Source organism: Paenibacillus sp. FSL R7-0204 (assembly GCF_038002225.1).
Taxonomy (GTDB): domain Bacteria; phylum Bacillota; class Bacilli; order Paenibacillales; family Paenibacillaceae; genus Paenibacillus_AQ.
In genome coordinates, this window is sequence record NZ_JBBOCA010000001.1 from 5,378,739 (window position 1) to 5,394,125 (window position 15,387).

Consider the following 15,387-nt stretch of genomic DNA (forward strand, 5'->3'; position numbering starts at 1 on the left):
GGGGAAGTGGGGAAAGAAGAAATGAAGAATGTAGTTCCTTTCAATATAGATGAAAACATTAAATTTGTAGCCGAACCTGTTTGGATAGACTGGATAAGATTGAGGAACAAGAAAGAGCCTGAAAAAAAACAACTAATGGTGATATGTTTAAAAGACATGGAGTCAGATAATAAAGTTATACACCCATTATCCGAATTTATTTTATCGTGGTATAGCAAGCAATTTAATACAATGAGAAAACATTGCATGACAACGGTCTCATTCTTAAACTTCGTATTAATTCGAAAAAAAGAATTTAAGATCAATTCATTAAATGAGTTACTCTTTTCACATGGAAATCGTTTTTTAAACGAAATGACCTCTTCAGGTAAAACCTTTGAAACCGTTAAAGATGCTGAAAGAACATTAACAAAATTTTTTCATTTCTTATCCAAAAAGAATTCACTCCTTCATATCCCCTCTACTTCATTCCATAAGGAAACTGGCCCTTATGGCTCTTATCTGTCTTCACCCTTTTCACCAATATATCCTGGAGTAAAAGCTAAAGAAATTGAACATTTTTTACCTCCACAATTTTTGCCACTGTTTTTTGAAATTGCATTAATTGAAGCCAATCCCATACTTCTCGGGATTTACTTTCAGATGTTTGGTGGTTTGCGTGTAAGTGAGGTATTAAATATTACGCGCCCTAGCATAAAACGTAAGCTTACTGGAGAAATGGTTGTTAGTTTAAATTTACGTAATCTGAGAAGTGATTTGAGAACTGCTAACGCCGCTGTAAAAAGACCTAGACAGCAAAGAATCTATTCAGTTAATGATTGGCTAGAACTTTTTTACGAAAATCATATCAATACCTACAAATCTACAGATGGAAGCGGTGCACTTTTTGTAAACAGAAATGGACAAGCAATGACAGAAAGCACCTATAGACAATATTTTAACAAAGTAAAGACAAAGTTTATCCAAAGCCTTAAAACGGGAAACCTTGATGAAATCATTCTCGGAAATCATCTAGAAAAAATAAAATGGTCAACACATATTGGTCGTGGCACCTTTTCAAACCAACTCGCAGAAATAGCCGAAAACCCTTATGACCTTTCGCAACCCAGAGGGGATAAAAGCTTAATGTCTTCATTGAGCTATTTGTCAGGAACACAAAGAATGAAGACTAAAATGCTAGAAAAATTTCAAAATATGCATACAAATTTCATTCCTATTCTAATCGAAAGAAAAAAAATGAAAAATGATACGGAGGAACGATAAATGTTACCAGAAGGTTATATTAGTTTATCTGAATTAAGCCGAAAATGGGAACTTAGCCGAAATGTATTATTTCCGTACGTGAGATCTTGTAGCAGTGTAATTAAAGTTAAGAACTCTCTGTACATATCATTTGAAGACGCCGAGGCATACGAAAAAAAGCACTTGCAAAGAAGAAAACCAATTTTAGAAGAGCCCTATTTAAGTGGAGAAGTTTTGAAAAACTGGCTGATCGAACATGGTTGCACAACAAAATCTGTAAAAAACAACTACCAAAAAATAATTAAGGCAGGGCTAATTAGTGGTGGTAAGTTGATATCCAAATCATATATTTTTCCAGAGCGAGAAATTTCGAGATTTTTTGAAGAATATGAAGTCGTTACCATCTACACGATGGATAATCAATTAACGAATAATCGTACCATAAAGCCTAAAAATCATCTTAGTATTCGTGAAGTATCTATGAGGTTAGGAATAAATTTTGGGAGTGTTTATAAAATAATAGACAAAGGGAAAATTAAAAAACCCGTAGAAGTTCTAGGTTATAATTACATACCCATCAATGAAATAATCCGTTACGAAAATGAGAAAAAAAATGCCAATATTGAAGTTACAGTCCCCTGGCTTTTAAATCGTTTAATAACTGAAATAGATCGAATTAGCGCGGGCTGCACATCAGAAGAAAACAAGAAATTATATATTACTTACTCAACTTTCGCACCTGGAATATTGTCATAAACCGTTGAGGGCGTAAGAAGGATTCAATATATTGGTCTCTATTGACAAAAAACACCTTCTTGTTTGGTATCATGGAAGTGTCGAATCAACCATGCCAACAAGAAAGGTGCGTAACACTATGGTACAACAACATTCCCTGTCTGAACAGTCTCGCTTTTCCAAACTTTTTGCTTCGCTCCACATCGGGAAAGCCTTACGGCACGCAGGCATTTCCAAATCCTTTGGTCTTTCGAGTCTAGCGGTTTTTCAAATCGTTTTCTCTTTGGTCTTCGAAGGAAAGAACTGGTTTCGACTTCTGGAAAGTGACCGTAGAGCAGATCTTCCCGGCAAAGATGTCATCTATCGATTTTTGAATCAAGCTTCTTTTGCGTGGCGGCGCTTTTTGCAAACCTTAAGTCTTCGCACCGTGCAGGGTTTCGAATCGCTTATTTCATCTACGCGTGTACGAGTGTTCATCATCGACGATTCCGTTTTGAGCCGAAACCGGAGCAAAAAAGCAGAGTTACTGGCACGAGTCTTTGACCATTCCACGGGCAAATTTACCAAAGGTTACACCATGCTAACCCTGGGCTGGTCGGACGGTTTTAGCTTCGCTCCGCTTGACTTTGCCATGCTGTCTTCAGCTAAACTGGCCAATCGGTTGTGCGAAATGGCTTCGAATCTCTCGAAACGCAGCAACGGGTACAAACGTCGAATGGAGGCCTTTTCTCGGAAGCCGGATGCCGTTGTTGCCTTGCTGGAACGGGCTTTACGTGCAGGATTCACCGCCGATTACGTACTCATGGATAGCTGGTTTACGCAAGCTCCACTGCTTCGTCAGCTCACAGGCAAAGGCCTCGCTGTGATTGGTATGGTCAAGGAAATGAAACAGCGCTATCTGGTTCAAGGCAAGCGAATGACGCTAAGTGAAGTTTTTCAAAGCCTTCCGAAGTCCAATTCAAAAGACATCAAAGGCTCCGTCATCGTACACACGACCTGTGATCTGCCCGTGAAGCTTGTTTTTGTCCGTAACCGGAATAAAAAACGGGAATGGCTGGCGATTTTAAGTACAGACGTAACGCTGGATGCTGCTGAAATTGTACGAATCTACGGTATGCGCTGGAGTATAGAGACTTTTTTCAAAGTCACCAAAAGCTATTTGAAACTGGGTACCGAATTTCAAGGCCGTTCCTTCGACCAATTGATCAGTCACACAACGATTGTGTTCAGCCGTTATTTGGCAATGGAATACGAACGGCGTCAATCGAGTGATGACCGGACACTGGGAGGACTCTTTTTCCTCTTTGCAGATGAAGTTCGCGATCTGGACTTCCAGACCGCGCTTCAGCAACTCATGAGTTTATTTCTCGAAATGTCAGAGGCCAAAACCAAGAAGAACAAAACAGCTGTTTTTTGTCAACTACAAGATTGGATCTCTAGTTTACCCAGCTATATCAAGGGTTTGTTTGGAGATTTGTGCTGCGAAAGTTGAGTTACTTATTGTTCAACAAAAATTAAAAGTAGCACAGCCTCAATTAAGAAAAAACGTATTAAAACAAGTGAGTACATTCTTGCTTTTGAGAGATGCATCTCCAAAATAACTAAACAAAATTATCAAATCTCTGATCAAGAACTTAAGGAAATAATGGTCGGAGATAAAATCACTGCTGGACAAAAAGAGCTCGTCTCTGATTTTATAAAATACTGTGACAGCTTGAATAATATAACACGTACAACGAATATTGCCGTCAGTCGGTTATCCTCCAAAACAAATTCTAAGGAGGATTCAATATATACTCCTGAAATATATCTCGCATACATAAATGAGATCATGAATATTGAGAGGCTAACACCGTTAGCTATACGCGTTCAATCAATAGCAAACACTTGGCTATACATAATAATGCATCTGTCAGATCTTTGGAGATCATCAAGTATCATTGATGACCTTCCTATAATTGAAATTGAAGAAATTAATATAACTTCATTTTCATGGTTTAAGAACAATACATTGTCTATAGACCAAGCTCAAATCATTGTAAATCAAGTTCAATTAAAGGTGAAAAACTCAATTGCAAGTAAAAACAAGGCTGTTTTATACTTCCATGTTATCCCTGAGCTGGCTGTTCCGTTTGCAACTGCGGCCGTATTATGTGAACTACATCGACGGCAGAAAGAACAAAAGCTTCTGCTACATACCCTAAGATCAGGTTTAGTTAAAAAAGTACGTGATAAATTTTTTTCAAGACATGATCTCTCCAATTCTTTTCAATCAATAAAAATGAATCGTAGCACATCAACCTACTTATTTTATTCGGTATTGGAGGAGGATGGACCAGATTCAGATATAGCACTTGAACTCACAAGCATGTTACGGTCACATAAAAAACTAACCTCTACAGAAATATATCTAAACAATACTAACAAAGATGGGTCTATTAATAGAGTTTCGATTAATGTTTTCAGACGCGGTCATTTTGGATGGTTATTCAATTACATTGTATCAATGGCTTCGGAAACATCTCCTACATCACATCGGTTGGAGCAGAAAACTTTGCAAATTGAAGAATTGCGAAGAAGGCTTAAACCCTATGAAATTGAAGCATGGGGTAAATTTATAACTGAAAAAAAAGAAAGAGACAGATCAGTTATTGCCGAATTATCTGCCATGCCACAAGAATATTTCAAACAGTTAGTAAAAAAGATTTTACTTGGTAAAATGCCGTCACGACAAGAGAATGGGCAGTGCCTTGTACATCCAAAGTGTAGTTTTACAAATAAACTTAAATGTATGGATTGCAAATATTTTATCCCTCAGTCCTATATGCTAATTGAAGCAGTGGAAGAACTCAAACGTATCTCTCTTTCACTAGAAAACTCAAAGTATGATGCAATTCGAGAACGAGATTCTAAATTATTCTTGTACATTTTCATCTTATTTAATGAGGCATACCAAGCGTTGGGTAAAGAATATGTGGATTCGTTTCTCGCGAAAGAAGAATTTACAAGAATAGTTAAAAAAACATCCGAGTTTCTCAAGCTACCTGTACAATAAAAAGATTAGAGGTGAATAAATTGAAAATCCGCAACAAAATTGACTCAAGCGGAGTTACAACTGTACATGTTGAAAGAAAAATCATTTATAGCCCAGAATATCTGGATGAGATGAAATCAGCCTTTGAAACGTTTAAAATCTTGAATATATTGATTGCAGAATCTTTTGAAGCATTAGAATGGGGATATGTCACCCCTATTTATAATAATCCATATCGTATTATTTTTGATTTAGAGGTTTATAAAGAACTGAATTTAGTGTTACGCATATATGCCATTGCGAGAATCATAAACAAAATATCGCCTGCAACTGTTGCTCTGGAACAACGTTATTTAAAACGTATCATTATGAAGACGAATGGATTTAAGAATTCCGAACCACTGAAAGCGATTTTAAATTCAGTTTCTAAACCAGAAGCCTCAAGAATCGCAAGATCCTTGAAAGTATTCCTTAGCTTTTATCCTCTTAGTGATAATCAACATCAGTATAATGAAATAATTGAAAGTACTCCAAGTTACTCACACGAAAATCGTTCACTCCCTGACTTTCAAGATGTCTTGTTTTTTGATAATTGCATTGATGATTATTTCTTCAACTCTGACAATATAGACACAAGAAGATACCTCCCCATTTTACTATGGTGGAGATTAACGAACACCCTACCGATGAGAATCAGTGCATTCTTATTACTTGATTTTGATTGCATCAAAAAAACTGAGGATAATTTATACTGGCTCAAAACAAAACGAATTAAAGAAGAGATGATTAGTTTAGAATCAGTAGAAGGTGATGAAATTCAGGGGTACCCTGACGAAACATATCAAATTGATGCAAGAACATACAACTTAATACTTGATTTCAAAAACTTAATTTCATTTCTAAACATTGAATCTAAATATCTGTTTTCCATTGAATTTTACCTAAAGATAGTAAAACCGAATTCAAGAGTTAATCCAGAAAAGGCGCCTCGAATGGATCGTTCTTTCTTTAATCCTTTACTTCAGAAATTTCAAACAGAAATTATAAAAGAACGATATGGTCATGAATATAATACAGCATTAAGACCTGGAGATACTCGACATTTGGCAATCATTAATCTCTTTCTTCAAGGCTTTAATCCCCTTTCCATCGCCCGTATGGCGGGTCATAAGAGCATAATGGCACAGGAAGGCTATTATAATCATGCTCAGCATTATACAGATTCTTTTATTTACCATTTAGCTTCGAAGAAGTTTGAAGATCACTTGAAACAAAAAAGTGGCCATGGAATCATTGGAAATGCAAGAACTGCTTATGATAAGGGTAGAGTTGTCTCGGAAATGTCAGTTGTCGATTTAAAACAAGTGGACTATGGATATTGCGGCGATAATTCGGATCAGTTCCCCAATAACTGCGCAGAAGATTGCCGTTATTGTAGTTTCTATATTTTCAAACCTAATTTAGATGACTTTGAAAAAGGTACAGAGTGGCTTTCAAGTTATTCCCGAAATTTAGGATCACTCGTTGAAAGAACACTTAAAGAAATATTTCAAATAGGAAAACAGGTAAACAAAATAAATCAGGTTAAAGTGGATCAAACGCTTACAGCTAAAGCTACTTACCTTTCCGCCTTAATGGAACACAAAGCAACTGTTGATGCAAAATCTTTGGAAGCAGAATGGTGATGATAATCAATGGATAGTCAAATTAAAACAACTCAAAAGAACAAAAGAAGACGTGGACGTACAGAAGAGTACCCTGTAGAAATGTTGAAACAATTAGCATTAGAGGTCAAAGAAAAATCGAACGGGGCAAAACTCACAAATTTAAAATTAGAGAAAGAAACAGGGATTGGGCGAAATACGTGGAGTCGAAAATTATCTGACTTTATTGATGAACTAAATAGCCCTGTTATGGGTTACAGGAAACTAAATAATGAAGATGATGTTTATTTACCAAGTATAGCAAGTATAATCGAGGCGTATGGCGATAATAAAAGCGAACTCATGAATAAACTGATGGACGTTGAACAATTATATCAAAAGCTTTACGGAGATCTAGTTGAACGGGAACGCGAAGTGAAAGATTATCAAAAATTAAAAGAAGAGGTTACAAAACTACGCTTGGATGTCCAAAAATACAAAAAACAAGCTTTCCATTATGAAGCCCTTTACAAACAGTTTGTTCTCTCAAGCACTTTCGAACATCTACGTAATGAACAAGGAATCTCAGAGAATGTTATTGCGTTTGAGAAAAATGTCCCTGAGAACACAAAACTAAAAAATTTAAAATCGTTCTTCCCAAATAATAATGAGCTTTCTCTGCCCAATGTAAATTCCGAAAAAGGCAATGCAAATTTAGATTTCTTAAAAAATATCGCTCCAGATTTACTGGATGACGAATAAAAAGGATTGATATTCTTATGAAAAACGGAAAATTCACCAGCACTATCTTACAAATGCAATACGTTCCGAGATGGAGTGAATATGCTCCACGATTTAAGGATAATGCAGCAAGCCATAGTTTTCGATGCGCTGCTATCGCAATATTAATCGGAATTATCGAGGAAAAAGTATTTAATAATCCCGTGGACAAACTATCGCTTGTTGCAAGAGCACTGCTTCATGATCTAAATGAAACTGTAACCTCGTCCATAAAACATGTTACAAAGAAGGACCCTTTGGTTGAGGCACATATCAAATCTTTGGAAAAAGAAGTCAGCCAAGATATCGTTTCTTATCTGTCAAAATCTTTACGCCCATATTTTCATGATTTTATTGTCAACGCAGAGGATGATTCATATTTGGGACAACTTGTAAACGCTATTGACGAATTTGACGCCATGTTGTTCTGTCACCGAGAGGATATTTCTGATAACAGCCCATACTTCCATGAACAATTCATCTATTTCCACAAAAAAATTCACCAATCTCGCCTGCAATCCATTAAATGGTTGGTTGAAGGATTTGATAAGCGTGAAGGCTTGTATGAATTTATTGGCTATATCCTAAATCTTGATACCGTCGAACGTTGGAACGGAAACTTTAATTTAATCCCTGACAACGATGCAACTCACTCTTTTCGCGTAGCAGCACTTTCGTTATTTAACGGATTGCTCGAACAAGAACGATTTGGGAAAACGGAAATTGATGTATACAGTTTGGTTTGCAAATCAATTTTGCATGATCTTGTCGAAGTAATTAGCGGTGACGTAATTTCAAAAATTAAAAAATACACTGAAGATATCAAAAGATCTTTTGAGTTATACGAGAAGGAAGTCGCAAGTTCCATGGTGAAAAAGCTTCCTCCACTTTTTCACGAAGCAATACATGAATTCATGGTGGAGTGCAAAAACGATACTTATGAGGGAGAACTTGTGGATATTGCTGACAAGATTGATGCATTGATCAAATCCAACTTAGAAATGCGCAATAATCCACACTATGCTAGCACTTATTTTGAGCAATTAACAAGTATTCAACATCGTTTTGAAAATCCTTGCGTTATCTTCTTCCTCGCATATATTCTGCATGATCTGACTTACTCAAGTTTTATTCGGTAACGACACTTGCATTTAAGGCCACTTCAAGTAAAGTGGCCTTAAATACGAAATTAAAAACTATAATCATTAAAAATACTCATTATGAAACGTCCTCTCCATTCAACCCAGATAAATAAATGTGATTTAGCACTGTCTTTGGACAAGATTCCCATCAAAATGAGGACAACGTGTTCCATCGCCCCATGGACTAGATAGACTTGTAATAACAATATTAAAAGCAAAAGCATAATTAAATCCTGTAAATATAATCATTTGCAATTTTTACTAATGCAATCAATTATCATTATTTCATCTAGAACTACTTATGTTCTTTGTTTTGATGTTAGTAATATTTGTACATGTACAATTAATTACAATTTGATGACTTTACTTATAGATACCTACGTTAATATATACAAACACAATTCCACTTAATTATAATTAATTCGCCTATACCTCAATTCGAGCTAGATATCTATTTATACTATTGCATACAAAACTACTTGTATTTTTTATTGTGAAATTGTAATTACATCAGTAAACATATTATACATTTATTTACGACTTCACTTTTCTAATAATATTAAAATCAAATTCTCATGTGGTTTCAAATAATTCTTGATCTACTACTTAATTAGCTCTCTTAACTTAGGTTAAACTTAAATCAGAGTGTTGTATAGAAAAACCACTTATACCTATATATACGCTTATCTATAAATCTGTTCTCACATGCATATATAAATCATTTTATGCTTTCACATCTGCAATTAATATTAGGTTTGCGTATACTGTTAGATACACGATTATCAATAAAATCATTTCCACTTATATATCAGCTATTATTTAAATTACCCCCTATATAATTTATAGCAGATACAGTTATTTAATAGAGCACATAATCAGTCATGTCTATACTTATACATTAACTGTTACTCTTGTACTTGCACTTGCAGTTATAATTACAAGTATTTATGCTTACATATAACTATCACACTTAGCAAAACATTTTTGAATATACCTGACATAAACAAAGAAACACCCGTAAAAAATGAGTACTCCTAATAGATTAACCACTACTACAAAGTTTAAATTCAGTCCAATCTATCAAGTAATTGATTTACTAATTCAATTGAGGATTCCCCTAATATCTGATAATAAGTCATGCGGATCGTTACCACCGCCAAAAATATAGTAACAATTTTCAAGATAACTGTTCTGCACTGTAATGAGAAATTCGTTTGAATTGTTAGATTTCCACAGTCGTATCGTTTTCACTAACGATTCAGAATGACGGTATGTTTCATTAACGAGAAACTCTGTATGGGCTACAACGCTCTCGACCCAGGTTTTCCTAGTAAATAAAGAGCGTTTATTCGAAAGTCTAGATAAGCAATCAACCTGTTATTTTCAGTTGTAATCAGTGCATGAATGCATTGATAAAATCCCCAATAATCCGAGGGATTCCACCGTACTCCTTCAACTGTTGGTATGAGAAATATAAAAAGTACAACACGACAAAAAACAAGGCTATGCGAACCCATTTCGGTAATAATTCATTGAACACCCAGAGCGCCCACTTCAGCATTCCCACAACAAGGGCTTTCATCAACCCAGCAACTTCGTTTAAAATCGTCTTTGTGAGTTGTGTGGACTTTTTCTTAGCTAATTTGCTAGCTAAGTATTCTAATAACACCATAGACTTGCTCCTCTCGATTTACATATGCTGAATTACGCGCTCGATATCCTCTGCTTCGATCGTCATTAAATCACTGGCTCCTATTCGGACCAAGCGGTTATTCTGCTCCATACGTACTTTATCGAGCAAATTTCGGGCCCAGCGGCCATTCCCCTCTAGTCCTTCCGCCTGAGCGGATAGAGCAGCAACTCGCTCCTCTAATGCCTCTACAGCGTCAGCCGTAAGTACAAACTGCTTAGACGCAAACGAACGCTTCACAATTTCAACTATCTCATGCGCATCATAGTCGGCAAAGCCAAAGCGAAATGGGATTCGTGAACTCAGGCCAGGATTTAGCGAAAGTAAATCCTGCATTTCCTTGCTGTATCCTGCCAATATGACCACGAGTTCGCCTCTGTGGTCTTCCATGGCCTTGACGAGGACATCGATGGCCTCGCGGCCAAAATCGTTCGGCGAATCGGTTTTGGCCAGTGCATAGGCTTCATCGATGAAGAGGATACCGCCTTTTGCTTTGGCAATCAGTTCTCTCATATTGGCCTCGGTATGACCGATGAAACGACCGACGATCCCTGAACGATCTGTTTCTACCACGTGACCGTTCGTGAGTAAGCCTAGTCCATTCAGGAACTTCCCGATAATGCGTGCGACCGTCGTTTTGCCTGTACCTGGCGATCCTTCAAACAACATGTGCATGCTTATGGCTTCGGTCGATAGCCCTTGCTGTATTCGTTTTTGTTCCACTTCCACGTGATGGAGTATGCTTTGGACTTGTTCTTTAAGCGAAGTTAACCCCACCATGGCCTGAAGCTCTTGCATCGCTTCGTCACGGAGCTCGCGCTTTCCGATAGCCGCATGATTGATCTCTTGATCCCCATACTTTCGCGGCATACCTGCGGCCAGCCGCAGATCGTCAGGCAAGATTTTGCCGACATACCGATCGGTGTTTTCCGCTGACACGCGTACATTGTGTTCTTTAACGATACGTTCTACAAAGTTTCGTGCCCAGCGGCCATTCCCTTGAATTGCTCCATTACGGTGGCAGAAATTCACAATCCCTTGGATTTCATCTTTGATAAAGCTACAATCATAGCCCTTTGCTTCCAGCATGTGCAGCGCAATTTGCGACAGCTCATGCGGCGTATAATCGGCGAAAGCAAAGGCGTACGATACCCGAGAGCGGAAGCCCTGGTTCATATCGAGGAAACGTTCCATATCGCTAGCGTAACCCGCCATAATAACAACAATATCTTCTCGATAATCCTCCATCGCCTTGATGAGCACATCAATGGCTTCCTGGCCAAAATCACTTGGCGAGTCGGATTTAGCCAGCGCATACGCCTCATCGATAAACAAGACCCCGCCCCAGGCCGCTTCCAACAAATGAATCATTCTCTCTTCTGTCTGACCGATATGCGTTCCGACAATACTGGATCGATCCGCTTCGATCAATACACGCTCTTCGATCAGATTCAGCCCATAGAGCAAATCGACCATGATACGCGCCATTTCCGTCTTGCCTGTACCTGGCGGCCCTGAAAAGATCATATGTAAGGTGGGTTTCGTAGAAGCAATCTTTCCAAGTCGCTGGGTAATCAAATGGCCATGCATATGCTTCATAAAGCTTTGAATTTCGGCCTTGAGTGGGGCTAACCCCACCATCTGGTCGAGCGCCGCTAACGCAGCATGTAGAACTTCCTCTCGATCTTCAGAGACCTCGTTTTCGTCTTCATTATCTTCAATATACTCTTCTTCGTCTCCGTACTCTTCATCATCTATCGCCTCTTGAAGGATGGGCGGTTCAGGTACTGCAAGAACAGCAGCAGCGGCTGAAACACGCTGAACAGGGCGTGTAGGCTGCGTGTAAACCTGTACAGGCGTTTCCACCTGAGACTGCTTGGTAGCTTGATAGGTAGCCATTCTCGCGCGGTTCACAAACCGCGCAAAGAGCCAACCTCCGAACAAGACCAGCAGGCCTCGCCAGCTAAGTGCAATGTGCTTGATCCCCTCATAATAAAAAGGATAAAAAATGACGTCCCATCCCTTTGTGATCAGCGGCACCTTGCCGATAAGCGTAACCGCGAAACCATACATCACAATCCAATACGAAAGCATACAACCTGTAATATAGACGGAGTCTAGGTTTTGATATCGCTGGCGCATAATTGCAACGATAACTGCAACGCCTGCGGCAAGCCCTGCGATCGACAAGCCAAAGAGGCCACAAGCAACACTAAAAGCAAAACAACCGTAAGCAATAATGGCACAAATCTCCGCCACTTTTCGCGGGAGAGAAAGACCTGTTAAGAACAGCAAAAAAGCAGTCGCGCCATAGCAGAGAAAAACGACTTCAGCATGATCAACAGCGGGATCGCTGGAAAACGCACCTAGTACAGCCATAAATGCATAAATAGCAGTTAGGATTAAAATGATTCGATTTAATAGGTTAAGTGTACGATCCATCTCTTTTCTCATTTTTTATACACTCGCGTTTGCGCTAATGTCTTGCTTTGTGACTCGAATCGTTTGGAGTTCTTTGATGTTTCGATAAATCGAGAACGGCGCGATCGCCCAGCCTAAAGACAACGCCAAGACAGCCTTAAAGTAAGGAGCTGCTATAAACTTTCCAAAGAACGAGTAGCCCCAAGGCACACTCAGCCCGAGATAACCGTAGCCGATGGCTCCCGCTACACCCGATGCTCCTGAGTGGACTCCGACATAGACGCCAATAATTGCAAAAAGTACGGATACCGCAAAACTAATAATCACTCGCCGTTGCGCTAACTCATTATTCGCAAGTAAACATTGCTCGCAGAGCATCAGCGAAAATCGTTCCGAACACTCGCCACACAGACCCTTTCCACACTCTTGACACTGCGCCACTGCACCCATTCCATGATGTTGGTAACACTCCACCTAAAGTCCCCCTTGATTGCTTCCTTAGTTTCCCAGATATTTTAACATATTGTTCCTATAAGGTACTATAACTAATTTTGTTCCTATCAGTACGTTTTTGAGTCCGTGTTAATTCTTTAGACTCAAAGTAAGGGAGGGACGTATGAATATCTTGGAAACGATTGGACTACGGATTCGAGAATTACGACTAGACAAACAATGGACGCAGGAAAAGCTCGGTGAAGTAATCGGAGTATCATATAGTTATGTCGGCAGAATTGAACGGGGACAGAAAAACATCTCGCTTCAAACCTTAGAAAAAATCGCTAAAGCCCTAGAGGTGAATGAAGCGGAATTCTTTACATACTCCCATACTGAAAAAATCAATCCAAGTGAAAAAATGAGAGAGATCCAAGAAATAAACTTCATGCTATACAAGCAGGATCTTCAATCGATTCTAAAAATTAAGCCTGTTTTACAGGAGATGTTAAAACAGATGAAAAAATAAGCACTTGGCAGCCGCCAAGTGCTTATTTTTTCATCATGGTATTCTCAATAGATCAAGAATATCACTCCCTTTAACCGTGATATCAATCTCTTTGAAATCTATGGATACCACAATATCTTCATACTCTACATCATTCGATCCAGTTGTATTAAAAGCTTTATCACTTATGTATATTAATCCTTTCCGTTCCAAGTTCCATAAATAAGTTACCAGTTCAGTATAATTCTTTATATTTGAATATTTTCCTTTAAAATCAGTTAACTTCAGTCCCCTACTTGTTGACATAGCAAGTTGTTTCAAAGCATATTTATCGAGGTCTGACAGATCCTCTAGAATCTCACGATATTCTTCAATAAGAACGAATCCTTTGTGAGTCATACTTAAATCGTCAAGGCTGGATTCATATCGGATTAGAGTGTTTTTCACTAAAAAGATGGAAATGTTCTCATTTTCTTTTTTATTTAATCCTATTAAATTTGCCAAAGTATACTTTGATGCTACCTGATATTTATCTCCGTCGAGCATTTTATACAGATGCGCAAGATATTGCAGATATTCCCCTTGAACTGGGATCTCAGTTATTATTTCTTCAGAACCAAATAAAGTGGGTTGAGTCTGAACTTGTGACGACACAGCTTTCTTTACTCTCTGTTGTGAACTAGCAACTCTATTTTTCAGTCTTATATTTTCTTCTTTCAAATTTTCAAAATCTGCGCCTGGAACCCATCCATGCAGATTGGGGTAACGATCCAAGATTTCGTTGAGCGCACCATGTATTGCTAACTTTATATCTTTGGTATCTACAAACATTTTTGCAATTCGACTTAAAACCTCAGTTTTAAACTCTTTCCATTTTTGATAATACTCGCGCTCAATAAAATTAATATTCTCTTTTCCTTTGCGCTCAATCGCCTCATCTGAAATTACAATGGCAAATCTAGGTTTGCTTACTTGACCAGCATAGTCGTATTCCCAGTGAGTGTAGCTCTTCTGAGTCGATGGTTCTAGGCTACCATAACGTGCACCCAGTATAAGCAAGTAAACATCAGATTCATCAATCCAGCGCTGATTTCTTGGTATACGAAATGAGCAAGATCTCTTCGGGCTTTACACCCTTGTGTTCCACTAAATACTTCACCTTACCCGCAATCGTAAGCGTCTTCCCACTACCTGCTCCAGCTAGCACCAAATTACTATCCTCATCGGTGATAACAGCAACCCGCTGCTGGGCATCTAGGGACTTTCCATCAATATCGCTAAGCAATTCTTCAGCTTCTAACAACTCTCTCTGGATGAACTCCTTGTTCCAATCCGATCGAAACTTGGTTAGGCCTCTATAAACATTGATGCTGTTGGTAGTCGATTGGGAGATCCCACTGACATCCCCTGAGCTGAAGTAGTCAAACGTTTCTTTATACTGAGAAGCCAGTTTCCCAGCTACAGAGTGTGTGAAATATTCCTTACGAGCATTCTGAACATCCAATAGAAATGCCGCAGCTCGTTCCGTTTGTGCCGTAATCTCTTCATTGAATTGCTCAGTGGTAGAGCATAGATTGGAATACATTCTCCAATATTTTTCTTTTTGCGTTTAAAAAAGGGCCTTTATATTCTCATATCGAGGATCGATATTACGTTCGTTGGGTACTGCCTTAAAATAGATATCAAGTAAAGGGTTAAGAGCGTAGGGAAGGTCCTGCGTATAATAATGATGCAAGTGTTTTGAGGTCGCATTCGTGATT

General features: G+C 38.4%; 13 protein-coding genes. 8 read left to right on the forward strand and 5 right to left on the reverse strand.

All coding sequences use genetic code 11. The features are described from left to right. Positions 1 to 21 precede the first annotated feature (21 nt). From MKX42_RS23660 to MKX42_RS23690, 7 genes are all read left to right on the forward strand, one after another. On the forward strand, positions 22 to 1,263 hold the full coding sequence (locus tag MKX42_RS23660; RefSeq protein WP_340755060.1) for a hypothetical protein: 1,242 nt from the start codon (positions 22 to 24) through the stop codon (positions 1,261 to 1,263). Beyond that, entirely contained in the window at positions 1,264 to 1,998 is a 735-nt protein-coding gene (locus tag MKX42_RS23665) for a hypothetical protein (RefSeq protein ID WP_340755061.1), read from the forward strand. A gap of 118 nt (positions 1,999 to 2,116) precedes the next feature. Continuing rightward, positions 2,117 to 3,469 (forward strand): IS4 family transposase, encoded by a 1,353-nt coding sequence (locus tag MKX42_RS23670; protein WP_340755062.1) that lies wholly within the window; start codon positions 2,117 to 2,119, stop codon positions 3,467 to 3,469. 153 nt (positions 3,470 to 3,622) lie between these two features. After that, a complete protein-coding gene (locus tag MKX42_RS23675; RefSeq protein WP_340755063.1) occupies positions 3,623 to 5,032 on the forward strand; it encodes a hypothetical protein in 1,410 nt (469 codons plus the stop codon). A 20-nt stretch (positions 5,033 to 5,052) separates the two neighbouring features. Then, complete coding sequence (locus MKX42_RS23680) at positions 5,053 to 6,696, forward strand: hypothetical protein (RefSeq protein ID WP_340755065.1); 1,644 nt, start codon at positions 5,053 to 5,055, stop codon at positions 6,694 to 6,696. A 9-nt stretch (positions 6,697 to 6,705) separates the two neighbouring features. Further along, on the forward strand, positions 6,706 to 7,416 hold the full coding sequence (locus tag MKX42_RS23685; RefSeq protein ID WP_340755067.1) for a hypothetical protein: 711 nt from the start codon (positions 6,706 to 6,708) through the stop codon (positions 7,414 to 7,416). A 17-nt stretch (positions 7,417 to 7,433) separates the two neighbouring features. Beyond that, entirely contained in the window at positions 7,434 to 8,573 is a 1,140-nt protein-coding gene (locus MKX42_RS23690; protein ID WP_340755069.1) for a YfbR-like 5'-deoxynucleotidase, read from the forward strand. 1,396 nt (positions 8,574 to 9,969) lie between these two features. Here the strand turns inward: MKX42_RS23690 and MKX42_RS23695 are convergent. Genes MKX42_RS23695 through MKX42_RS23705 form a run of 3 tightly spaced genes read right to left on the reverse strand, consistent with a single transcriptional unit; the run spans position 9,970 to position 13,161 of the window. After that, positions 9,970 to 10,248, reverse strand: coding sequence for a hypothetical protein (locus tag MKX42_RS23695; protein ID WP_340755071.1), 279 nt, complete (start codon positions 10,246 to 10,248; stop codon positions 9,970 to 9,972). 18 nt (positions 10,249 to 10,266) lie between these two features. Then, on the reverse strand, positions 10,267 to 12,708 hold the full coding sequence (locus MKX42_RS23700) for an AAA family ATPase (RefSeq protein WP_340755073.1): 2,442 nt from the start codon (positions 12,706 to 12,708) through the stop codon (positions 10,267 to 10,269). Positions 12,709 to 12,723: 15 nt separating this feature from the next. Continuing rightward, the gene (locus tag MKX42_RS23705; protein WP_340755074.1) at positions 12,724 to 13,161 is read right to left on the reverse strand and encodes a hypothetical protein; all 438 of its coding nucleotides are present in this window, start codon (positions 13,159 to 13,161) and stop codon (positions 12,724 to 12,726) included. A 142-nt stretch (positions 13,162 to 13,303) separates the two neighbouring features. Between MKX42_RS23705 and MKX42_RS23710 the strand changes: the two genes are divergently transcribed. After that, entirely contained in the window at positions 13,304 to 13,648 is a 345-nt protein-coding gene (locus MKX42_RS23710) for a helix-turn-helix domain-containing protein (RefSeq protein ID WP_340755076.1), read from the forward strand. Between the two features lie 33 nt (positions 13,649 to 13,681). Here MKX42_RS23710 and MKX42_RS23715 read toward each other — a convergent pair whose 3' ends face one another. Both MKX42_RS23715 and MKX42_RS23720 read right to left on the reverse strand, forming a co-directional pair. Continuing rightward, on the reverse strand, positions 13,682 to 14,686 hold the full coding sequence (locus MKX42_RS23715; protein WP_340755078.1) for a hypothetical protein: 1,005 nt from the start codon (positions 14,684 to 14,686) through the stop codon (positions 13,682 to 13,684). A gap of 16 nt (positions 14,687 to 14,702) precedes the next feature. Continuing rightward, entirely contained in the window at positions 14,703 to 15,212 is a 510-nt protein-coding gene (locus MKX42_RS23720) for a UvrD-helicase domain-containing protein (RefSeq protein WP_340755080.1), read from the reverse strand. Positions 15,213 to 15,387 lie beyond the last annotated feature (175 nt).